The organism is Paraflavitalea speifideaquila, from assembly GCF_032395985.1.
Lineage (GTDB): Bacteria > Bacteroidota > Bacteroidia > Chitinophagales > Chitinophagaceae > Paraflavitalea > Paraflavitalea speifideaquila.
In genome coordinates, this window is record NZ_CP135920.1 from 6,086,454 (window position 1) to 6,109,026 (window position 22,573).

At 46.7% G+C, this 22,573-nt stretch carries 25 protein-coding genes and 3 pseudogenes; 3 read left to right on the forward strand and 25 right to left on the reverse strand.

Annotated features, from left to right (window positions below; translation table 11 throughout):
* Nucleotides 1-26: 26 nt before the first annotated feature.
* Nucleotides 27-245: a hypothetical protein gene (locus tag RS881_RS41770; protein WP_315816205.1), complete on the forward strand. Its 219-nt coding sequence runs from the start codon at nt 27-29 to the stop codon at nt 243-245.
* Nucleotides 224-1,180, forward strand: coding sequence for an efflux RND transporter periplasmic adaptor subunit (locus tag RS881_RS41775; RefSeq protein WP_315816206.1), 957 nt, complete (start codon nt 224-226; stop codon nt 1,178-1,180). The genes RS881_RS41770 and RS881_RS41775 overlap by 22 nt, the downstream gene beginning before the upstream one ends.
* A 117-nt stretch (nt 1,181-1,297) precedes the next feature.
* Here RS881_RS41775 and RS881_RS41780 read toward each other — a convergent pair whose 3' ends face one another.
* The 25 genes and pseudogenes from RS881_RS41780 to RS881_RS41910 all read right to left on the reverse strand — a co-directional run bounded on the left by RS881_RS41780 (nt 1,298) and on the right by RS881_RS41910 (nt 21,525).
* The gene (locus tag RS881_RS41780; RefSeq protein WP_315816207.1) at nt 1,298-2,296 is read right to left on the reverse strand and encodes a DNA alkylation repair protein; all 999 of its coding nucleotides are present in this window, start codon (nt 2,294-2,296) and stop codon (nt 1,298-1,300) included.
* A gap of 316 nt (nt 2,297-2,612) precedes the next feature.
* The gene (locus RS881_RS60685) at nt 2,613-3,161 is read right to left on the reverse strand and encodes a glycosylhydrolase-like jelly roll fold domain-containing protein (RefSeq protein WP_350340307.1); all 549 of its coding nucleotides are present in this window, start codon (nt 3,159-3,161) and stop codon (nt 2,613-2,615) included.
* Nucleotides 3,162-3,200: 39 nt separating this feature from the next.
* Nucleotides 3,201-5,328, reverse strand: a pseudogene (locus RS881_RS41795) (glycosyl hydrolase); the annotation flags it as partial.
* Nucleotides 5,283-5,771, reverse strand: a complete 489-nt coding sequence (locus RS881_RS41800; RefSeq protein WP_315816211.1) for a glycosyl hydrolase — start codon at nt 5,769-5,771, stop codon at nt 5,283-5,285. The pseudogene RS881_RS41795 and the gene RS881_RS41800, both read right to left, overlap by 46 nt.
* 218 nt (nt 5,772-5,989) lie before the next feature.
* A complete protein-coding gene (locus tag RS881_RS41805) occupies nt 5,990-6,658 on the reverse strand; it encodes a substrate-binding domain-containing protein (protein WP_315816212.1) in 669 nt (222 codons plus the stop codon).
* The gene (locus RS881_RS41810) at nt 6,595-7,020 is read right to left on the reverse strand and encodes a LacI family DNA-binding transcriptional regulator (RefSeq protein WP_315816213.1); all 426 of its coding nucleotides are present in this window, start codon (nt 7,018-7,020) and stop codon (nt 6,595-6,597) included. The genes RS881_RS41805 and RS881_RS41810 overlap by 64 nt, the downstream gene beginning before the upstream one ends.
* A 63-nt stretch (nt 7,021-7,083) precedes the next feature.
* Complete coding sequence (locus RS881_RS41815; RefSeq protein ID WP_315816214.1) at nt 7,084-7,698, reverse strand: cellulase family glycosylhydrolase; 615 nt, start codon at nt 7,696-7,698, stop codon at nt 7,084-7,086.
* Nucleotides 7,632-8,018 carry a hypothetical protein gene (locus RS881_RS41820; RefSeq protein WP_315816215.1) on the reverse strand — a complete coding sequence of 129 codons (387 nt, stop codon included), beginning with the start codon at nt 8,016-8,018 and terminating at the stop codon, nt 7,632-7,634. Before RS881_RS41820 ends, RS881_RS41815 begins: the two co-directional genes overlap by 67 nt.
* Nucleotides 8,019-8,178: 160 nt before the next feature.
* Nucleotides 8,179-10,621 (reverse strand): annotated as a pseudogene (locus RS881_RS41830) (glutaminase domain-containing protein).
* Between the two features lie 26 nt (nt 10,622-10,647).
* Nucleotides 10,648-11,004: a family 43 glycosylhydrolase gene (locus RS881_RS41835; RefSeq protein ID WP_315824779.1), complete on the reverse strand. Its 357-nt coding sequence runs from the start codon at nt 11,002-11,004 to the stop codon at nt 10,648-10,650.
* A gap of 50 nt (nt 11,005-11,054) precedes the next feature.
* A pseudogene (locus RS881_RS41840) lies at nt 11,055-11,630 on the reverse strand (glycoside hydrolase family 43 protein); the annotation flags it as partial.
* A gap of 81 nt (nt 11,631-11,711) precedes the next feature.
* The gene (locus RS881_RS41845) at nt 11,712-11,960 is read right to left on the reverse strand and encodes a hypothetical protein (protein ID WP_315816218.1); all 249 of its coding nucleotides are present in this window, start codon (nt 11,958-11,960) and stop codon (nt 11,712-11,714) included.
* Nucleotides 11,939-13,390, reverse strand: a complete 1,452-nt coding sequence (locus RS881_RS41850) for a beta-L-arabinofuranosidase domain-containing protein (RefSeq protein WP_315816219.1) — start codon at nt 13,388-13,390, stop codon at nt 11,939-11,941. The genes RS881_RS41845 and RS881_RS41850 overlap by 22 nt, the downstream gene beginning before the upstream one ends.
* Nucleotides 13,391-13,552: 162 nt before the next feature.
* Nucleotides 13,553-13,783, reverse strand: coding sequence for a hypothetical protein (locus RS881_RS41855; protein WP_315816220.1), 231 nt, complete (start codon nt 13,781-13,783; stop codon nt 13,553-13,555).
* Nucleotides 13,784-13,802: 19 nt separating this feature from the next.
* Nucleotides 13,803-14,141, reverse strand: a complete 339-nt coding sequence (locus tag RS881_RS41860; RefSeq protein ID WP_315816221.1) for a hypothetical protein — start codon at nt 14,139-14,141, stop codon at nt 13,803-13,805.
* Nucleotides 14,142-14,175: 34 nt separating this feature from the next.
* On the reverse strand, nt 14,176-15,276 hold the full coding sequence (locus tag RS881_RS41865) for a glycoside hydrolase family 2 protein (RefSeq protein ID WP_315816222.1): 1,101 nt from the start codon (nt 15,274-15,276) through the stop codon (nt 14,176-14,178).
* A 31-nt stretch (nt 15,277-15,307) separates the two neighbouring features.
* On the reverse strand, nt 15,308-15,646 hold the full coding sequence (locus tag RS881_RS41870) for a hypothetical protein (protein WP_315816223.1): 339 nt from the start codon (nt 15,644-15,646) through the stop codon (nt 15,308-15,310).
* Nucleotides 15,647-15,732: 86 nt separating this feature from the next.
* Nucleotides 15,733-16,431: a DUF3823 domain-containing protein gene (locus RS881_RS41875; protein WP_315816224.1), complete on the reverse strand. Its 699-nt coding sequence runs from the start codon at nt 16,429-16,431 to the stop codon at nt 15,733-15,735.
* A gap of 20 nt (nt 16,432-16,451) precedes the next feature.
* Nucleotides 16,452-17,324 (reverse strand): RagB/SusD family nutrient uptake outer membrane protein, encoded by an 873-nt coding sequence (locus tag RS881_RS41880; protein ID WP_315816225.1) that lies wholly within the window; start codon nt 17,322-17,324, stop codon nt 16,452-16,454.
* Nucleotides 17,325-17,513: 189 nt separating this feature from the next.
* A complete protein-coding gene (locus RS881_RS41885; RefSeq protein ID WP_315816226.1) occupies nt 17,514-17,924 on the reverse strand; it encodes a RagB/SusD family nutrient uptake outer membrane protein in 411 nt (136 codons plus the stop codon).
* On the reverse strand, nt 17,902-18,372 hold the full coding sequence (locus RS881_RS41890; RefSeq protein WP_315816227.1) for a hypothetical protein: 471 nt from the start codon (nt 18,370-18,372) through the stop codon (nt 17,902-17,904). The genes RS881_RS41885 and RS881_RS41890 overlap by 23 nt, the downstream gene beginning before the upstream one ends.
* On the reverse strand, nt 18,347-18,754 hold the full coding sequence (locus tag RS881_RS41895; protein WP_315816228.1) for a hypothetical protein: 408 nt from the start codon (nt 18,752-18,754) through the stop codon (nt 18,347-18,349). The genes RS881_RS41890 and RS881_RS41895 overlap by 26 nt, the downstream gene beginning before the upstream one ends.
* A 1-nt stretch (nt 18,755) precedes the next feature.
* A complete protein-coding gene (locus RS881_RS41900; protein WP_315816229.1) occupies nt 18,756-19,034 on the reverse strand; it encodes a hypothetical protein in 279 nt (92 codons plus the stop codon).
* Nucleotides 19,031-20,176, reverse strand: coding sequence for a SusC/RagA family TonB-linked outer membrane protein (locus tag RS881_RS41905; RefSeq protein ID WP_315816230.1), 1,146 nt, complete (start codon nt 20,174-20,176; stop codon nt 19,031-19,033). The genes RS881_RS41900 and RS881_RS41905 overlap by 4 nt, the downstream gene beginning before the upstream one ends.
* On the reverse strand, nt 20,173-21,525 hold the full coding sequence (locus tag RS881_RS41910) for a TonB-dependent receptor plug domain-containing protein (protein ID WP_315816231.1): 1,353 nt from the start codon (nt 21,523-21,525) through the stop codon (nt 20,173-20,175). The genes RS881_RS41905 and RS881_RS41910 overlap by 4 nt, the downstream gene beginning before the upstream one ends.
* 335 nt (nt 21,526-21,860) lie before the next feature.
* Between RS881_RS41910 and RS881_RS41915 the strand changes: the two genes are divergently transcribed.
* Nucleotides 21,861-22,289, forward strand: coding sequence for a ligand-binding sensor domain-containing protein (locus tag RS881_RS41915; protein ID WP_315816232.1), 429 nt, complete (start codon nt 21,861-21,863; stop codon nt 22,287-22,289).
* The last annotated feature ends 284 nt before the right edge of the window (nt 22,290-22,573 follow it).

Below are 22,573 nucleotides of genomic sequence, written 5' to 3' on the forward strand. Positions count from 1 at the left end.
TTCTAAGTAAGCATAAAAGCATGATCATGACCAATAGAATTATAACTGCATTTATTTTCATCAGTGTATTTGCCCATTGCAAGGAAAAGCCTGCTGCCACAGCAGCCCCTGCCGAACCAAAACCACTGGCCGATACCATTCAGGTACAGGACAACATGGTAACACTCACTACTGTACAGGCTACCAATGCAGGCATAGCGACCGGCAGGCCCGAAAAAGAGCCATGCACTCCAGCATACAGGTAAGCGGCATCATAGATGTACCACCACAAAACATAGTTTCCATCAGCATCCCTTTGGGTGGCTATATCAAGAAGACCACCCTCTTGCCAGGCTCCAGGATCAACAAAGGCGCCATCCTGGCTACCCTTGAAGACCAGCAATACATACAGTTGCAACAGGATTACCTGACCGCCAAAACCCGTCTTCGTTTTGCAGAAGTCGATTATAAACGGCAGCAGGGATTGAACGAAACCAAGGCCGTCAGTGATAAGGTTTACCAGCAGTCCCGCAGTGAATTTGAAAGCCAACAGATACTCCTACGCTCCCTGGCCGAAAAACTACGGCTGATAAGTATCAATCCCGAATCCCTGCATGAAGGCAATATCTCCCGCAGTATTTATCTCTATGCTCCCATCAGTGGTTTTGTGAGTAAGGTAAACGTCAATACCGGCAAGTATGTAAGCCCCACCGATGTACTGTTTGAGCTCATCAGCCCGGAAGACCTGCACCTAAGCCTTACGGTATTTGAGAACAATGCAGCCAACCTGGTTATTGGACAAAAGGTCACCTGTTATACCAATAGTCAACCGGAAATAAAATATACCGCCACCATCAGCCTTATTACACCCGCAGTGAATGAAGAAAGGGCGGCAGAAGTGCATTGCCATATAGAACACCCCGGAAAAGCGCTGATGCCGGGCATGTTTATGAATGCAGCCATTCAATTCAACAATACCCAGGTAATAGCCGTTCCGGAAGAGGCCATAGTGAAATGGAATAATACGTATTATATATTCAGTGAAGAAAGCAGCAATAAGTACAAGTTGCAGCCGGTTGAAACCGGCGTATCTTCAAAAGGCTATACAGAGATCAGGAGTAGCCTGCCCCTGGATCGCCCGGTAGTAGTAAAGAATGCCTATACCCTGCTGATGAAAATGAAGAACAGCGGAGAGGAATAGTGGGTATTAAGAGAAGCGTGGGCAGCTAAAAACATTTTACTTTTAACCAGGCCCATTGATGGTAAGCACCATTGATGGGGCCTGGTTGCCCTAAGTTAAGGCATTAAACCAGGCGCATCAGGAGGCCGTTACAATAAATTTCTTCCTAGCCAACTCCTGCCCATTGATCACTATTGCCAGAGAATGCTGACCGGCATAATGCTTCCGTGTAGTGAGGTTGCGGAATGACTGAGCGCGTTTAAAGGTATAAACTTGACCAGGTTGATAAGTATTCTCCGTGATCTTAAACAATTTCCTATTCCCCTTTCCATTGGATTTCATATAATCAATGCCGTATTCCACCCGCAGCTTAATGGGCTTGCTGCCGTTATTGGTAAGATTAAAAGTAAAATGAAGCGTTCCGCCAATACCAATACTTTTATCAGCGATCTTTAGCTTATCGATGGTTATTTTATCGGCTACAGCAAGCCCGAATATTTTCATGGCCTGCGGGTGGGCCTTGCGCAGTAAGGTGCGACTGCCATGTTTAATGATCCAGTCCGTGCGGGGCGAATGCCCCTGCCACCTTTTAACAATGCCCAATACAGTATCGGCATTGTCTTTCGCAATATCATTGAGGTTATTGGCTACACTTTTGCGTACAAACTCCGAACTATCATCTTTCAGGTTTTCCAGTATGGGTAAGATCAAGGCAGGATCTTTTTTCAGTGCCGGCAAAGCCATGGCCCAGGGCAGGCGGGGACGGCACCCTTCACTGGAAAAGCGGCGCACATGCAGGCTTTCATGTTTCGACCATTGTAGCATCTGCTTCATGCCTTTTTCCGGATACCGGATGAGGAAGGGCCGAATGGCAAATTCACAACTGATAAACTGCGTAATAAATTCCATGGCCTGCATAGAGGTATCATAATGATCCAGCCCATAACATTCTACATATTCGGTAAATATCATGTATTCTAATCCACCGTTGATGCCTTCCTCGCGCAGTGCGGTGATGAGCTGCTTAATACCTGCGATGCTTTGATCATAATTGCCGGGTAAAAAGTCATGCAGTACCACCGCTATATGCCTCATGCGTTGCTTCAGCTCCCTTTCTTCCCAACCGTCGTCGTACACCCTTTTAGGAACTTTTTCTTATCGACCCCTTTAAGCGTATTAGAAAGTATACGGGTAAATAAACTAAAGAAAGTATCGTTGTATATGTTTTTGAATGGTTCCACCGTGATCAGAATTTGGCACACAAGATACGGACAGTCCCGTAAAGAAGATCCGCGAAACCACCCCATTCTATAGTTTCAGATAGGGAATACCCTCGCGGAATAGGCCGCGGGTTACACAGTGGCCGTAGTAACAAGCTACCATTTTACCGACCACAAAGTAACCGGCCCCATCAAACCGGCAGGTTGCAGCGGGCTATCGGCCTGATAAGGATTTACATTGGTCCAGGTTTTCCGTTGGTCCGGGGCAATTTGCTATCGCCTATTAGGCGATTCACCCAGGTATTGACTACTTCTATTTCCAGTTTATTCTCTCCTTTCTTCAACGCCTCCGTAATATCTACCTGCCAGGGAGCTGTCCAGGCGGTACCTGTATTTTTCCCATTCACTTTAACCGTTGCCATCACCTTTACCGATCCCAGGTTGAGCAGGAAACGCTCGCCGCCTGGCAGGTTATTGACCACGAAGGTTGTTTTATAAACAGCCGGGCCGGAATAATACTTAATATTTGCATTGACATGCCTGGTCCAATCTTCCAGTTTGTTAAATACAACTGCCTTTAGGGGACCCCGCATAGCCGTATCAAATTGCACCATCCAGGGCTTATTGAGCATTTGCAAAGGCTTCAGTTTTGGGAAATTAACACCGATCATTTTACCAATAGCCGGCCTTCTGAATACAATGAAAGCACTTTGATACCCTTCCAGCTTTACAGGGATAGTAACATGTTGCTTTTCTACTTTGTATTCGGGTAGGGGCCGCATTACCCCTGTTACCGCATCCCACCATTCCGGTTGCTTGCCCAAAGTGCGAAAGGCCGGTTCAAATTCAATAGCCTGATCAGTTTGGTTGGTGATAAAGTAGATTTCACCAACAGGTGTTGTACGATGCGTATACAATATCGTAGTGGCCGTATTGCTAATAAAATCGGGAGGTGTTTCCAATAAAGACAAAGCCTCCTTCATCGTCATCCCCTGCAATACCAGTCCTTTTCCAAAAGAAGCCTGTTTATTGTTGATGCCATCCACGCCATTCCATAATTCAGTGGCCGTGCGCTGTACCTGCATGTCCGCGGCAGGATAGTTTTGCAGGCCAGGCGAACGCTTGGGTGGAGTACCCATCACTACCCCACCGGCCAGCACCAATTCCCTGATCTTCAACAATACCCCGGGCCGCATGGTTTCCGATGGCGGAAGCACCAGTAAACGATAGGATAAGCCATCCGGCAATACCAAACGGCCATCCTTTACCGATAGCCTGCTAATAGCCGCTGCATTGATATAATCAAACTGGTAGCCAGCTGGCAGTTCCGGATCACGGATACCTGTCATCTTAGGTGCATCCTCTCCAATAAAATAGGCTACATCTATAACCGGCTTACCTTGCTGCAATAAAAATTACACCGGCGCAGATAATCTATAAATGCCTTGCCCTGGTAAAACCAGGTATTGTTGCGGTTAAACTCAGTTCCAAAACCGGCATTCACCCCGGGCTTTTTATCCCCATAGGGTTGCTCTATAAAAACATGCAACAAGGTATTATTCACCCCTTCAGTAAAAGACCAATCGCCGCGCTTTTTAATAGGGCAGGATAACGTACATACGCTTGTCCACCGGCTGTAAAGGATTCAGCAGTTACTTTTGTTTTACCATAAATATGCGCCGAAGAAGCAGCAGCCCTGTTCTCAATACTCCCCAGGTCACCTTCATTCCAGAATTCACCCGATACTTCATCGGCCAAACTGCCATATTGCAGAAACTCACCGGGGAAACCCCAGTGGCCATAATTCTCCAGCCATAATTTCATGCCATGCTGATGACTGATATCACGTAAACCGCCCACATATTGTGAAGACACCCGGTCGGCAATAAAACGCCGCAGGTCCCAAAGGAAACGGTTCGACAGGTCCGCACTGGCTACTACCCTACCCGATAAAGTGGGCAACCATTTCAGGGGATCATAACCCATCGCTGTTTTAAAATCAACGGCCATATCATCCGTCCAGTTCTGTGAACCCGTTTCATAACTATCTGCCACCAGCCATTTCAGCGCAGTACGGTGCTCAGGTGCTATTCGATCTTGTATTTTACCGGCAAAAGACTCAAAATGGTTGGCTATACCTGCTTTGTTCAGTTTATCCAATTCCAATCCCTGACCTTCTGCAGAAGCAGGACTATTGGTAACCCCCGTAGGGACCATGCCATAGCGTACAATGATCCAATCGCCTTTGGGCACATTCCAGAGTAAGGTGCCATTGGGTGAAAGCTGTCGGGTAAGGTCCATCACTTTATTCAGATCTACTACCAGGTCTTTCGATTCAGGCTCCTGCTGCCGGGGCCATTGGTATTCATTCCACAAAGGCAAGGGTGTTGGGAACATTTTGGCCAGCTGCTTTTCCATATAATATTCTACTACCGGTACGGCAGATAATTTAATTTCGGCCAGACCAGCCTTGCCTTGAATATCAGCCAGCACCAGCCGGAATACTTTTGCACTGGTGGCAGGTAGCGAAATGGACACGGGCGCAAAGGGAATAAACCCCACATTCAGTTGAGGATTGGTCCTGTTGAGCTCAAACTCCTCTATATCCCTAAATTGATTACCATCCCCGGCTTGTAAGGTTACCCTGGCCCGGAAAGGAGTGGCAGCAGGATACAGCACCAGGCTACGGGCGGTGAATGGCTTTGTAAGGGCTAGATCGATGCTGACAGCGGTCGTTTTATCGGGAAACAATACTTCGGTGCTAATATCCCTATCCGTCAGATTTTGTATAGCAGCAAGCCCAATCGTGGAAGTCAATGCAGGTTTCTGCAGGGCGATCTCCTCTTCATCATGTGCCGGTGCAGGGAAAGCCATAATGGCTACCGGCTGGAAATTTTCTTTGTCTACAGGTAAGGGCATAGACAATTTCCTGGGGCCTTTACCCGCCATTCCACACTGGTGAGGTAGCGCATGCTTTGGGCGGGTTTGATCCAGGGGCCGCCCGATTGGCTCCACCCAGGACTATTGAAAAGCCCGATCTCGATGCCTTTTTCCGATGCTGTACGGATGGCCGCTTCGGTGGCCTGCCACCATGGTTCCGAAAACAAAGGCGCCTGTCCATAAGGCACTTCCGTTGCAGGATAACCAATATTACCAATGAAAGCCCGGCCAATACCCACCTTTTGCATGGCCTCCAGGTCTTTTACCACCCCTTCGGCCGATACATTGTCACTCATCCAATACCAGTATACACTTGGTTTTACAGAATCCGGCGGCGTGAGAAAACCTTTTTCCAGCACACCGGTAACAGGAGCTGCTTTTTGTGCTTGCAGCATAGCAGGGCAAAAGAGCAACAGCAGGGAGCTGAGGGCATAGGGTTTTATGTGTAGCATGACCCGTGTAAGATACAGCGAAAACGGGAATCGTGAATTAATGTCATTTAGTTAAGAAAACTTTTGCGCGTCATAAAGGTGGGCCACGCTGCTGCGCTGCATCCGCCGGGCGGCAGCGTGACTCACCTTAAAGGGGAACACCCTTCACTAAATGACATTGAATCGGCAATCGTGCATACTGCATGGGGGCAATACGTTTACGTCAGCCAAACACCGAGTTAAATAGCGCGCAGAGCGCTGGATTGACGGCAAATGATCTCCGGCTCCAGGACGAGCTTGCGGGGAGGGAGCTTAGGTGATATTTTTTTATTAAATAATTCAAAGAACAGCGCAGCAGCCTCTTCACCCATACGAACGGTATGCTGGTTAACCGTGGATAAAGCCGGCGTTAAATATTCACTAAACATTTCATTGGCAAAACCAATGATGGCAATATCATTGGGAATGCGAAGCCCGGCTTCTTTGATCGTTTGCATGGCGCCCAAGGCAGTGAAATCCTCTACCGCAAATACGGCATCGGGTTGGCGGGACAGAAGCCCCTTCATACATTCCCTGCCCGATTCTATACTCACCTTTCCATATACAATGAGGTCATCGTCAACAGCAATATTGTGCACATTAAGCGCATCAATATACCCACGCAGCCGCTGGTTGAAATTGGTCACATGTTGCTGCCCGCCGATATGGGCAATACGGCGGCAGCCTTGTTCGATCAGGTGCCGGGTAGCATTAAAAGCACCCTGGTAATCATTAACCACCACTGCCGGCGTTTGTAACGAATCATGTGCCCGGTCGAATAATACCAGCGGTACCCCTTTGGCTTTCAGATCCGCATAATGGCCCAGGTTGATGGTTTCCTTGGAGATAGAAGCCAACACTCCATCCACCCGCGAACGGAGAAAGGTTTGCACCGCTTTTTTTCCAATTCATACAATTCATTGGACTGGTAGATCAGTACATTGTAATCGTTCTTACTGGCTACTTTTTCAATGCCATGAATAACAGAACCAAAAAAATTGATCTCGGCACTGGGAATGATCACGCCAATGATCTTTGATTTACCAAATCGTAAAGAAGAAGTTATTTTAGTAGGCTGGTAATTCATTCTTTTGGCAGCCAGCTTTACCGCTTCACGGGTGGCATTACTGATGGCCGGATGATCATTCAAGGCCCGGGAAACTGTTGCTGCGGCCACCTTCAACTCACGCGCTATATCCAGTATCGTAGTTCTGATAATAGGTTCACTCATGCCAATTGGTTAACACATCTTTATCGGAGGGCCGTCCGTAACAGACAACCCTCCATAAAGTGCTTATGGTTGGTTCAGTTTCCTGATGAGATCAGTTTCATCTTTCCGGTATGGGCTACCATCCGGTCTAAAAATATCCTGGAACCATTCAATGGGTTCACTGCCATCGGCCAAAGGCGTATCCCAGGCATAGATCGTATTGGTTTTCCCCGCTACAAATCCCCAATTAATAGCGCCTGCATTTTTCTTCTTCAGCAGGGGAAGGATATTGGCAAACCGGCTATTGCGTGTGCGCGCCATATACTCAGTACAGATCAATGGGCGGCCATGCGCCTTCAGCAATTCTATCACACGCTGGTGCCAGGGCGCTTCTTCATAATCATGATACGTAACAATATCTGAATTGTTTAACTGGAACTCATTGAGCTTTTCAAAGTCCCAGGACCATAAACCGGCACTAATGGGCTGATCGGGGTTCACCGCCCTGGCCCATTCAAATACTTTCCTAAGCAGCGGCAACGAAGAATCGCGCTTACCCGAATTGCCGGGTTCATTATACAGGTCCCACAAGAGGATACGTTTGTCGTGCGCAAATTGCGTCAGCACATCCTTTACATATTTTTCCAGATCAGGAAAGTTACTGCTGTCCGAAGAAGCAGGCTGCCCAGGGTCCTGCATCCAACCCGAATTGTGAATACCTGTTTTAGGCGCAGGCTGCAAGCCCACCTTGGGAGTTTGTTCCAACAATCATCAAAGAAAACAAACATGGGTTCTATATGATGTTTGGCAGCAATCACCAGGAACTCGTCTACTCTTTTCTTAAACCCCTCAGGGTCCTGTTTCCAGGCCAGTGAATGCAGGAATACCCGCATCGTATTAAAGCCAATACTTTCGGCCCATCCCAATTCTTTGTCAATCGTCGCAGGATCAAAGGTTGCTGCCTGCCACATTTCCAATTGGTTGATGGCGTTGGCGGGAATATAATTAGCGCCCGTCAACCACTTATGCTGCTGGTACCATGCATTGGCTTTTTCGACTGGCCATATTTTACCGGCAGCTACAGTTGCTGTATTGCCTGGGGCTATGGCTTTTTCGTTGATTGCCCCTGTACACCCCCTGTAATGACAAGTAGTAAGAATACAACTTTATATTGTTTCATTATTTGTCTAAAAGTTTAATAAAGTATCCGCCTACTACACTCCTTGCCTGAAAACCTACTTGCTTGCCGTTCGTGGTTTCGTGCCAATCACTCAGTGGCACCCGGCTGGTAGTTTCAGCAGCAAATTTGTACAAGGGTTGAATGAAAGCATTCCACTCTTGTTGATTATTGGTAAGGGTGGCCGTCCAAATGATCCAATCAGACTTTGTATAAGTTTTGCGACTATCAAGTGGCAATCCGAATGCTTGCTGCTTACCCAGGTAGAATTTTATTTCCTTCTCAAAGACTTCTTTGGGGAAGATGTTTAGATGCAGCAGCTTATCCCAAACCAGGTTGTATTTCTGACTCCAGGTGCCACTCTTTTCAAAAGCCAGTGAATAATGATCTCCATCGCCAGCCAGCTGCATCCACCTGTTGGCCATGGCTACCGCTGTATCATGATATTTTTTCCAGTAGCAGCATCCCCAACTGAGTCGCCAGCATACCGTAACCGGCAATGCCCATGATGGCTTTTACAGAAAGATTGGCATTGCGAGCCAGGTGGCCGGCAAAATCGTCCGTACACAATTGATTGGCCGGATCAAATCCATCTTTTACCAGGTAGTCAACCCAGGTAGTGAGCGTGCTCCAATGTTTCCTGGCATAATTGGCATTACCCTCTGCATGCGCTATGGCGGCAGTAAGAATAATCATATTACCTGCTTCTTCCACCGGCATATCCTCGCCATACAACTGGCCATTGGCCAGGGGATAAGTTCCCAGGTCATGTGCCGGGAAGGGTTTCGTCCATTTGCCGCTCTCACTGTAGTAAAAGATACCATTCAGCATTCCTTTCAATAGCACTGGGTTATAAGCCAGGTACAAAGGCGCTGAAGGGTAGGTAACATCTACCGTATTGATACAACCATTGCTGTAGTTCTCTTTCGACAGGAAGAGAATATCGCCCTGCGGATCTTTCAATATCTTATGGGCTGACACGCTTTGGCGATAAGCCAGCTCACACAATTGAGCATATTGCTCGCCACCCGCCTTAAGCGTTTCATTGTACAGTTTTTTATTGAACTGATCACATTGAGCCAGGATCCTTTCCTGATCAGCCGCCGCCTGTGCCAGTTCCTGCTCGATAGTTGTTCCTTTATCCGTCCACCAGGCTTTTAGGTTTTGGCCAAAATATTGGATGGAATAAAGATCATCATACCCTACCAGGATGGTACTGGTAAAGTCCTTGTTGTAGCCCGCCACACCCGACAAAATAGTATTTAGCATCAACTGCCTGCCTGCCATTTGCGTAGCCCTTTTGTATTTGGCCGCACTAAATACATTCATAGCTTCCGCAGCAGTTGAAACATATTGCAGCCCTTTGTCTTTTTCAGCCACCGCTACATAGAGATAACCCCAGTCGATCCGCAGGTCGTCCCCCTTCTTTTTCAGGATCGGTTGCTCCGTAGTTCCTGTTTTCAGGATCGACAATCCCTGTGCCTGGTATTGTTGTGCTTTTACTTCCTGCGCAGCCGTATTGGTGGCCAGCAAGGAAGAAGCACCAAAATACAACTGTACCTTGTGATTGGCGCCATCCATAGAGCTTACTCTTGTCGTAACATAAGTTACCGGCCTCGAAAGGAGGTCCAGGTTATCGGGCAATAAGGGAGAGGTAAATACCAGGGAGAGTTTTGCTTTTCCTGCTGTAAACTGGTAATGCGTTTGCGTAGCATTGACTGTAACACTTTGCTGGGTGGCCAGTTTGATATTACCACCCGGCTGTTCTTTCGGTTCATTGACAATACCAGCATCCAGCCAGGCACCGCCTGCAGTATTGGCTACATGGATGGCCAGTACATTTTTCCCTTTTACCAGCTTTCGCATGGCTGTTTCTGGTATCCTGAAGTATTGAAACTTATTCAACCAGCCTGCATAACTATATATCTTCTCACCATTGAGGTATACTTCTGCATTGTCATCATGGTTGATCTTTAGGAACAGCTGATTGAATGCCGTTTGATCCAGCGTAAATTCCCGGCGCACCCATAAATGCTTGCTTTTCCATAAAGTGCCGGCGTTGCTTTGGTCATCAGTAAAAGGAGCGCCGCCTTTCTTCCAGGATTGATCATTAAAAGCAGGAGTCATCCAATCGCTGGCTGGTTCACTTTCTGTATAAGCTATCTGGTATGATCTTTCGTCCGAGGTGGGCACTACCGTATGGTATACTTTTTCAGGAGCCCCCATAAAACGATACGTTGTACCGTCTACATTGATCAATCCCAATAAGGATTGATCCGCGCCCGTCCAATGTTTTGTTGGTGAGCCATTTAATTGGTTCGAGGTTGACCATACACTGAAATAGGGGTCGTGCGTGATCAAAGGGTACGCAGGCGCACGCATTTCCTGCGCCATTGCACTGCTTAACTGTACAGAGGCTATGCCAATTGCCAGCAGTTTTTTCATGATTGTTATTACTGTTTTAGGTGAAATTATTTATTTCCCGATGGCACCGGGATAGGTATGCCTTCCTTCAGTGGCTCTCCGAATACAGGCATACCTGCCTTATCCCAGGTAAACAGCTGGGCCCTCGGTGAACGATGTCCGCCACATCCCTGCCCCGGTGCACTATTGGCATGGTACAGGATCCAATCCTGCTTCCCATCTGGTGATTTGAAAAATGAATTATGCCCAGGCGCATACACGCCCTGCTCTTTTGATTGTTTAAAGAAAGGTTGTGGATGCTTCTTCCAGTTAGCAGCATCGAGTAGATCTTGCTTACCGGTAAAGCTAAGTATACCCAGCGCATAGAAATCAGTCCAGCAACCACTGGCCGAAAAATGATGAATAGCTTATCATTATGCACCAGGGCTTGTGGCCCTTCATTCACGTTTACATGAGGTGGGTTATTGGCATCGTGCAGATCGCCATGTTTTTCCCAGTCAAATTGTGGTGCGGCAATCTTTACACGATTGCCTTCTATCGTCCAGGGGTTCTTCATTTTGGCGATGTAAATATCCTGTTGTCCATTGGTATCTCCCTCCCATCCCGACCAGATCATATACAATTGGTTATTCCAGGTAAATACATCACCGTCAATAGCCCATTTATCTGTCGGATCGGCCACTTTCCCTTTAAAGGTCCAACTGCCCTCCAGCGGATCGGGCGATCCATTTTCCAGCACATACATCCGGTGATGCTCGTTGCGCCCGTCATCGGCGGCAAAATATACATACCACTTGCCCTGGATGAAATGAATTTCCGGTGCCCATATTTCCTTAGAATAAGCCGTGTTGGGTGGTGGGATGAAAATCGTTTTCCGTTGTGCAGTCCTGAGGTCAGCCAGGCTTCTCGTCTTCCAAATATCTACCCGGTTACCCGTTGTATGCGTATAATAGTAATGGCCATCTTTATAAAAAGAAAATGGGTCGGCCCCTGCAGGTAGTAACGGATTGGAAAGGTGGCGCTGGCCGATTGAGCCAGCGCACCTTTAACTGCGACGAAAACTAACAAAACTAAAAGACTGCTTATTCTACTCATGCATGCTGCTTTATCTTTATCGTACCACCGGGAAAGCGCTGATCCGCAAACGGGCAGCTCCCATGGGTACCAATGTTATCGCCGTAACTGGCTCAGTCGTGTTTACCGGGCTCTGGGGCAACAGGCCGCAAAGTCCATACTGATCAATCGTCCAGGAAGGAATTTGTTTTCCTTTTGCCTTTAATACAATAGGTGCGCTAGTAAGTGTAAAAGGGTTATTGTCTTTAGGCCATTCCTTCTTTACTACCGTGAATATTTTATCCAATGGCTGGTTATTGAGCAACAATCCATAGTTCCAGGCTGTGGCCGGGTAAATTTCAAAGGAAGGCCATTTAGCGGGATCCGCCTTCTCCTGCCATTTCGAATCACCAATGGCTGTTTCTTTACTGTCTTTTGCTCATACCGCTCCTTTATCTCCAAAGAATACGTAATAGGCCCCCGGTTAATGCTCACACTGTTTTTATTCTTATCCCAGGTACGCAGTTGTAAAGCCATGGGCAGCTCTAAAGAAATACGATCATTGTTTTTCCATTGTTGCTGCAACCGCACATAACCGCCTGGAGTAATTGAGGTGCTAACTGATTTTCCGTTTACTTTGATGACTGCTTGCTTACACCATTCCGGGATCCGCAGATATAAAGGAAAGCTGGTAGCCTTAGTGGTTTTTATTGTAAGGCTCACCGATTCTTCAAAAGGATAATGCGTGTTTTCAATGATCGTTACTTCCTCACCATTGCCTACCTGTGCCTTTACTTCTCCCTCTACATACAGTTGTGCTGCCAATCCATTATCTGGTGTAGCCATCCAGCTGTTTTCGGCATAATAAACCCAACCGGCAGCATGATTGTGCTGACAGCAGCGGCTGCTGAAAGGGTTCATCATGAGAAAGGGACCATTGTTATCAATACCAGGTGCGTGGTTCTTGCTATCACTCACCACCATATTGGGTGCTGTGAGGTAACGCAAGGACCTGTAATCCGTCATGAAAGCAGCAGGGAACGTATTAAAAGCAATGTCCTCACAATTCTCGGCCCATTTGGTATCGCCGGTATACCATAACAACATTTGATCGGAAGTCATTTGTTCTACCATACCACAGGTTTCTACCAGTTGGCGCGGATCATCATACCCTTTACGGGCATTTTCATCCGCGCCAAATAAACCACCCGGTACCTGTCCATAGATATCACGGATCAGTTTAAAGTTATTGTAAGTGGCCTGCAGGTCATTGGCATGATGGCTTAACAAAGCGTATTGAGCAGGTTCACGAAAGCACTGTGCCACATTAACATTATGCCAGTTAGGAAGGTTGTTAGCATGCGTCCAGTTGGCCGTATTTTTATGCAGTTTGGTTGCCAGTTCCAGCAACCAGGGCTCGCCTGTACGGTTGTATAACCAGTATACACTGTAAATATTATCACCGCCCCGGCTATTTTCCCAGTAGTCTTCCAACAGCTCGCTATCCGGAATAGACAGTTGCCATTTAAAGTATTTGGTCATCAGGTCCAATACCCGTTGATCTTTTGCATACTCATAATACGATTGTAAACACCAGAGCATGGGCATATTCGTCCATAGGTCTCGCTTACCATTTCGTGTCACCAGGGGACCGAAATCACCATTCTCCCGCTGGTTATCCAGCGCAGCATTCAGCCAAAATTTTGCTTCGGTGATCATCTTTTCATCGCGCAGCATATAACCAATATTCCCATATCCTTTAAGCCAGTAAGGCAGTTCTTCCCACCCATATTTTCCTTTGCCATCTTTGTGCAGCCAGGCATTGTCCTCGCGCGACAGCCAGATGCTAATCTCCCCAGGTGGCCTGTAAGACCATCCCTTTGCAGTTCCAGCGCTTTTTCAGCCAGCCGCCAGGCGGATCGCAGTAACCGGCAGCTTGATAAAATACTGCTGCTGCAAAGGCGCTTTATTACCCACATAATACCGGTTGCGGGCCGTATTGTCAGGTTTGTTCACCGTCTCCACCTTCAGGCTCATCTGCCCCTGAATCGTCGTGGCGGCTACTACCGTCGCTAGCCATAGGCACAGGAATGCCTTCCTTCTATATTTATTCCAGTTAGGATGATTCATATCAACTGATCTTTTTTGATTATTTCATGCGCACCAGGTTACTATCATACAGTTTGCTATGTGCCTGCTTTAGACTTTGGACCGGTATCTTAAATACTTTCCGGTCATAGGTCATCAGCCCATTCACTTCCACTTCTACATCCGTAGTTTGCGTATATACAGCGGCAGATAACCCTTTTTTGATCAAGGCAGGGAATTTATTAATGAGCTGTACATAATTGGCAAACAGCTCTTCTTTGTTTTTATAGCTACGGTATCCCCAGTTGTTCTTATCCTGCCAGGTATGCCCTTCCAACGGCAATCCCAATCCACCAAATTCTCCCAACACAATAATGTATTGTGCTCCGAATAATTCCACACTGGGCATCGCCGGTTGAGGATAATTGTGCAGGTCAATGATATGCCCTACTGCATGGAAGTTGCCGCCACTGGCTGTATTGACCAGGCGGGAAGGATCTTTTGCATGGTCCAGTTAACGATTTCTTTCGTCTTGAACTGCCCCAGGCTTCATTGAAAGGTACCCAGGATACAATGCTGGGAAAATTGTGCAGGCTTTCCATGATGGCAGTCCACTCCGTACGGTAAATCTGTTCCGATTCAGCCGACCGCTCCATATCATACCCAATGCCTTCTACAGCAGGGCGTGGTTCCCAGTGGGCGCCCAGGTCACCACTGGGCATATCCTGCCATACCAGGATGCCCGCCTGATCGCAATGGTAATACCAGCGGGCTGGCTCTACCTTCACATGTTTACGGATCATGTTAAACCCCATCTCTTTGGTTTGCACTACATCAAACTTCAGGGCCTCATCTGTTGGAGCGGTATACAACCCATCAGGCCACCATCCCTGATCCAGCGGGCCATACTGAAATACAAATTTGTTATTGAGCAACATCCTTTGTACACCATGACCATCTACCCCCATAGATATCTTACGCATTGCAAAATAACTATCCGCCTCATCCACTACTTTACCAGCACGAACCAACGTTATTTTCAATGCATAGAGAAATGGATTTTCAGGCGACCATAATTTCGGCTCATTGATCACCACATTAACATCGTCGCCGGCAGTAACACTGTATTCACCAAGTTTGGTAGTGCCATCAAATGCCGCAACCTTTATCAGGTCACCCGTTTGTGCATTGGCCACCTTCGTTTCAACACGTAAGCTATTGGAATCAATATCCGGTGTTTGTTTAGTAGATACAATATGAGTTACAGGCACTGTTTCTAACCATACCGTTTGCCAGATACCCGTTACGGGCGTATACCAGATGCCATTGGGTTTTCTCACTTGCTTGCCGCGTGGCTGTGGCCCTTCATCAGAAGGGTCCCATACACATACCGCAATTTCCTGTTCCTTGCCTTTCTTCAGCAAGGTTGTAATATCAAAAGAGAAAGGATCATAACCGCCCTGGTGAGTGCCTGCCTTTTTACCATTTACATATACCGTACAACGCCAGTCAACCGCGCCAAAATGCAATAACACCTGCTGATCTTTTTAGCTGCCGGTAAGTTGATCACTCTTTATACCACAGCACACTGTCCTTTCCAACTGTTTTCCCAACACCCGATAAGGCCGCCTCTACAGCATAAGGCACCAGGATATTGCCGGCAAAAGGAGCCGGTATTGTTTCTTCCTGTGCTTTTGGCAGGATCGTATATTGCCAGAGACCATTGAGGTTTTGCCAGTTCTTACGCACCAACTGAGGACGTGGATACTCGGGCAACGGATTAGCAGGTTGCACCTCGGCCGACCACTGAGTAGTAATATGACCGGGTACCATTTGCCAGTTTTGCTGTGCATGAAGGGCGTTGAAAAAGAATAAGAGTGTCACTAATACAGGATAAATGCGCATGATGGGTCGATTTGTTAGAAATATACGGATAAATGTTACAGGCTCCTTATAGTATTTCAGCAGAGAGCCTGCTTATAGACTTCAATTCAAAATGATATTTTTTTAACCGGTGAAAAGATCCAATCCTCCACATTGCTTATTTTAACGCCTACCCGTGCATAAACATAGTTTTGGGAGGGCACCAGCGTAGGAATACCCACACTAAGACTTACATTATTAGGATCCACAATAGCGGGGCCATTGATGCTGGTTTTGGCCACATTGTTTCCTTCTGAAACAAATTGAGTTTTATTGATATACAACGTAACCCTTTCTATATTCTTTGAATTGCCATCAGTAATGATCTTTTCCAGCTTAAAGGCAGCCGTTACATTGTTGCTGCTGGCAGTAAACTGCGTATTACGTACCATGTAGTAAGGAAGTACCTCAATATCCAACTTTTGATTACCAGATAAACTAACCACAATAGTATCTTTGGTAGCACCTCCACTCTTCAACATAAACGGCCCCTGCCCGCCGGGAAAAATAAGTTTATAAGTACCGTTAAAAAGTACAGACGAATATCCCCCATCCTGGGCAATGTTTACGCCAATAGGTGTTGGCTTATCCCATCCCTGCTCCCAAAGTTCAAAATATACCTGGTTGTATTCCACATTGATGGGTTCTCCATTGTATACGATCCGGCCTGCCAGTGTTGCATTGGGCGAATCATAATTGTCTTTTGCACAGGAGGCAAATAGCAGGATAAAAACAGCCCCGAGTATATATCCAAGTGTCTTTTTCATACATTGATCGTTTAACAACTTTATTGGTTGGGATTTCTAACAATCTTGGGATTGTTGTTAATGATATCATTGTTGATGTAAGAATAATAATTGCCCAGGCGGAACCTGTCTGCCCCTGTAACCGCATTGGGTTTGGCTATCTTAAAGACCCACTTGCCATTCGTAGCTGGTGTGGCCGGTGTATACATTTTGTAAGGAATGAGGCCAAATACCTGCGTATTTACCTTATCAGCCTTTCCTATATTGGCCTTGAGATCGGCTTCATTCATGGCGCTTCCATTCCAAACTTTATGTGCCAGCCGCCAGCGCTTGTTGTCCCAGAGTATATGGTCTTCAAATGCCAGTTCCACCCTTCTTTCATGAACGATCCTGTCGAAACTAACATCTGCATCCGTAAGATCGGTGGTAAAGCCTGCCCTTCTTCGCACCAGGTTAAGGTGGTCTTTGGCTTCTGCAAGCCCCAGTTCAAAAGCAGCTTCTGCAGCATTGAGCAATACTTCAGCATAACGCATCCGGATAAACCATACGTCACTTTGTGTACCCAATGAGCCGGCGCCCGCAGCAGGGTCCAGCCATTTGCGAACAAGGAATCCCGTTTGTGCACTCCATTCAAGTCCGGGAATAGGGCCATCTTCCCCCACTACTACTTCAGGAGATGTTTTCCCTGGTAATGTTTTCTGTTCACCAAAGTTGGTACCCGAAATAATCGATTGATCGGCCAGCATAAATCCTCCCCATATATCTACCGTACGGCCTTTGAAGCTGGCGCCGGGAAAGATCACGGTGCCTGCCAGGCGGGCATCGCGCCCCTGGAAAATATCTGAAGGTGCGTTGTAATATACGTAGCCTGTACCTGAAGTATTGGCAAGCGGGGCGAAGGTATTATTGAGCAATTCAAATTCCTGTACCAGGTTTAATGCAGGATTGAGCCCCCGCCAAAACTCTCTTCCGTCATCGACATAGGCTGGTTGTCGATCGTATACCCATGTACTTTACCACTTTTCAATTTATAGTCTTCCGCAAAGATCACTTCCGGGTTAGCTCCTTTATCCAGGAAGAGGCTCGCAAAGTTATCCGGCAGGTCACCCCTTTTTCATATACAGTGAATAACCGCTTACAGCCTTCGCGGCTGCCAATGCTTTTGTATAATAAGCAGTTGCTTTTGAAACAGGTATACCTACTTCCCCGCCCGGCAAAGTAACAGAGGGTGTAGAAGCCCCATATTTTGCAATGGAACCTGCATAAAGCGCAATGCGGCTGATATAAGCCTGCGCAGTGCCCTTCGTGGCCCTTGTTTTATCACCGGGCGCATCTGGCAACAAAGTAGTTACAGCCTCCAGCTCACTGATAATAAAATCATACAGTTCTGCCTCTTTTGCCCGGGGATGCTGCAGCGGTGTAGGGTCGCCGCTGAAATCATACGTCATCGGTTCTGTGATCAACGGCACCCCACCCATTCTCTTTACCATTTCAAAGTAAAGCAGGGCCCGCAAAAAAACGCGTTTCACCCAGAAATAAGTTCCGGTCTCCTTCACCCAATTCAGTGGCTTTTCCGAGTTTGCCTATGGCAATGTTGAGATCCCGCATATACCCATAGTCCCACATACCCCACTCACCATAGTTCCAATCCGAATTTTCAAAGCGCCAACGGTCCCCATTACGGGAGATGAATGCTTCATTAAAGTTGCCATAGTTCCAATAACCATCAATACCCTGAAAGTTGGGTATGCGGTCATAGAGATCTGCCAGTACATTCAATACCAGTTTTTTGCTTTTCCATACCGCCTCATCCAACAGGATGTCCGTAGGCTTTTTATCCAGAAAATCACTTTCCCTGGTACATCCCGTACCCAGCAGGGCCGCAGATAATAGGATGGCTGAAAAATACTTTTCATATTGCAGTGCAATTGTGTAGTTAGAAGGATAGGTTGACGCCAACATTTATAAACTTGTTCTGTGGATATTGCAACCCATTGGGGTCCATCACTTCCGGTTCTACCCCAATATCCTTTAAGTTATCGATCGAAAAGAGGTTGTACGTGTTTACATAGAACCGCACCTTATTCAGTTTCACTCTTTGCATCCAGGCTTTGGGCAGCGTATAACCAATCTCAATCGTCCTTGCCCGCAAGTAGGTTACATTGGTGGTCCAAAACGTCGAGTTCCATTGTCCATCCCGGTAGTTACTATGTCCTCCCTGGTTGAAACGTAAGGCGGGGTATTTCCCCGGAATCCATTTACTGTTCACATCAAACGGATCTTCCCGGTGCCAACGGCTGTCGAAGAATTGACGCAGCAGGTTGCCCCCATTTTGAAAGGCCATTTCATTTCCCAGTGCTGTCCATAAGTATACATGGAACCGCCCGAGAAATCGGCCGTAAAATCGATCCCCGGAAACTGGCCGACAAAGTGAAGCCAAAATTCACATTGGGATTCTTATTGGCAGCATACCCAATAGGCCGAACATCGTATCCGTCGATCTTCTTATCACCATTGATATCTTTGTAGATCAGGTCGCCAGGCAGCAGCGTCCTGTTACCTTCATTGTCAATATTTACATCATAGCCATTGATCTCATCCTGCGATTGGAACTGACCAATCACTTCATATCCCCAATAAATATCATTCCACCTGTTTTCCCTTCCCCTGAAATATTTATCCCAGGAATTACCATACACCGGTTTATAAGAATTAAGGAATTTGCTACGGGCAAATGACAGGTTACCCCCACATTGAACTTCACCTCACCAATAGATCCTGTATAATTTAATGAACCTTCGGCTCCCATCACGGCATCACTTTCCACATTCTCATCAGGCAGTCCATAACCCAACTCCGAAGGAACCAGTACATCATATTTACGGCCACGCAAACCCGTTCGCTTACGATAGAAATAATCCACAGAACCCGTTAAACGTCCATTCAACAGGGAGAAGTCGGCACCGATATCTGTAATGGTACTTACAAACCAGCTGATGTTGGTAATGGGAACACCCCGGTTGCGAGCGCCTAATACAGTTGTACCATTAAAGATCGAGCGGCCTACATTGTAGTTATAACCCGATAAGTAATCAAATGGCCCGAGGCCGGGAACATTGTCATCACCCAACTGACCATAAGAGACCCTGAGCTTAAGATCAGTAAGTATACTATTGCCACCTGTCATTCGTTGAAAAAACCGTTCCGAGGTAATTCTCCAACCGGCCGAAACATTGGGAAAATACCCTACCCGTTTGCCAGGTGCAAATTTCCAGGAAGCATCCCGGCGACCGGAAAACTCAATATAATACCTATTGTCATAGTTATAATTCACACGCCCTATATACCCCGAACGGGCTTCCTGCCGGTCATAATCCTCAAAATTATTGGCATCCATATCTGGAAACTGCAGGTTGGGCAGTTCATTGATACTGGGCACCGCATGTTGGAAGGTCCTGATATTCCTCCTATCAATACGTTCACTGGCCAGGGTGGCGCCTACCGTATGCCGCCCAAAAGTATTGCTGTAGTTGGCCTGCAACTGAACAACCTGGTTAAATACCTTTTCAACGATCCGCTCCCGCCAGGGATTATCACTACCGCCCGTTCTTTTGTACGTACTGTCTGCCGGGTTAAATGTATATGCATCATACGTATATTCATGCCCATTCGTCACCATATCTGCCAGGTAATAAGAATATTTTCCTTGTATCGTCAGCCCCTTGATAGGCGTAGTATATTCTCCATTAAAATTCAACTGGATCACCCGCCAGTCCTGGTGCCAATAACCCGATTTGGCTTTATTGAGCAGGCCCCAGTTTTCCGCATTGTGACCAATATCGTTGAGGTATTCCGGGTTATCATTGGCAAAAGGCCGTTCATAAGGGCGGTTGCGGAATAGGGCAAAACGAGGCGCCCAGTAATCATCTCCCCTGGCACCCCTGGATTATCGCGTGTTTCCACCCGGCCATTGATCTGCATACCAACTTTAAAGCGGTTGGTGATCCTGGCATCAATATTACTTTGTACGTTCGTGCGTTTGAAAGTGAATTCACGACCCAGTACAGAGTTCTGGTCGAGGCGGGTAACAGACAGGTAATAGTTGATCCTTTCCGATCCTCCCGTAGCATTTACATTCATGGAAGTAAGAGGAGAATTGCCTTTTACAATAAAATCGTACCAATCAAAACTGCGGTAGCCATATTCCGTACCTTGCTTCCACTTCGCCAGTTCTTCTTTCGTCATATTCGTAGAAGGGTTCACCCGGTTCATGTCGGCTTCCAATACACCCAGCTGCCACTCATAAGCATTCACAGTTTTAGGAAATCGTGACCAATTTTGCCAACCAGTATAAGCATCAATATTAATCGTATTGCGGGTACCCGTCCTGCCACGTTTAGTGGTTACCACCACTACCCCATTAGCTGCCCGTACCCCATAAATGGCCGCAGAAGCATCTTTCAGGATCGTGATGCTTTCCACATCATTCGGAGCCAGGTTATTGAACTGCCCTGCATCCTGTTGAATACCGTCTATTACATAGAGCGGATCACCCATATTCCGGATCTGAATACTGGCACTGGCGCCCGGACGTCCATCGGGCATACGGAACGTTACACCAGGTAATTTACCCGCCAATCCCGAACTAACCGTGGCGCCACCATGCACACGCTCCAGGTCTTTGGAGGTTACCGTAGAAATAGCGCCCGTCAATGATTCCTTTTTCCTTGAACCATACCCCACTACCACCACTTCACCCAGATCGGCATTGGCCTGTTCAAGAGATACGTTTAACTGAGTTTGATTACCTATCCTTACCTCTTTGGTGCCAAAGCCAACATAGGTAAAATTAAGTACCGAATTGGTGCCTGCCACGTTGATGGAAAATGCGCCATTGTCCGCAGTGACAATAATGTTTTTCGTACCTTTTTCTGTTACCGTAACACCTGAAATACCTTTTCCGGCACTATCTACCACAATACCCGAAACAGGTATCTTATTTTGGGCTAACCCGGCTACTGAAAGGAGCAGGAAAGGCAGGATCAGTATTTTTGCAGGCAATGACAATAAGGATTGCCTGTTTCCCGCGGGGAAACACCTGGTTACTAATTTCATATGGCAGTTAATTGTTAGTGAATAAACAACGTAAACCTTTGCATGAATGAGTTTATTCAGGCCATCAATATGCACCTGTGCAGCATTCGTTTGTAAATTTTGGAATATTCTTTTTCCCGGACGGTATTATTCGTCTCATTGTTTAGGCAAAACGTCTCAAATAGGTGGGGGCGTTTGCATAAATACTACGAATTGGCTGAGTACCAGTGCTAATACGAATTTGCACAAAGCAGCACTGGATGGTAGCCCAGGTTGAACAATCACCTGAATTGAAAGGATCATGCAACACGAGGCTTATATCTCATTATATTTGTGCAAATACCCATGCACGCTGCTTGAAAAATTGTGTCATTTGCATAACGATTGCCCTGCTTTTTGCCTGTACTCCCCAAGGGTATGGACAGGGTTATTATTTCAGGCATTACCAGGTAGAGAATGGCCTTTCCAATAATACCGTCTTTTGCAGTGTACAGGACAAGAAAGGGTTTATATGGTTTGGTACGAAAGATGGTATTAACCGCTTTGATGGCATCAGCTTCAAAGTATTCCGTCCCGATCCTGCCGACAGCAATAGCCTGGGCAATAATTTTGCCTACAGCCTGCATGAAGATAAAAGAGGCATTCTTTGGGTAGGTACCCGCGAAGGACTGTATCGCTTCAATGCAGCTACCGAAAGTTTCCGTTTCATAAAAACACCGGCTGGTCAGATGTGCGCGACCTGGCTTCTGACAATACTGGCAACCTTTGGTTTGTTGTGGGATTAAAACTGTATCGTTACAATGAATTGAAGGATACCTTGCCCCAGCTCATCAGCAACAGCAATACCGAGATATCCTCTATTTGCATCCTGGCTAATGATGAATTATGGGCAGCTACTTCCGAAGGGCAGGTACAACATTACGATAGCCGGGCAAATCAGTTTACCAATACAGATGTTTTTAATCATTCACGCTCCTCCCCTTCCAAATGGATCGATGATATTTATGATACCGGTAAAGGTTCCTTACTCATAGCCACTTCCAACCAGGGCATAAAATGCTTCGATATA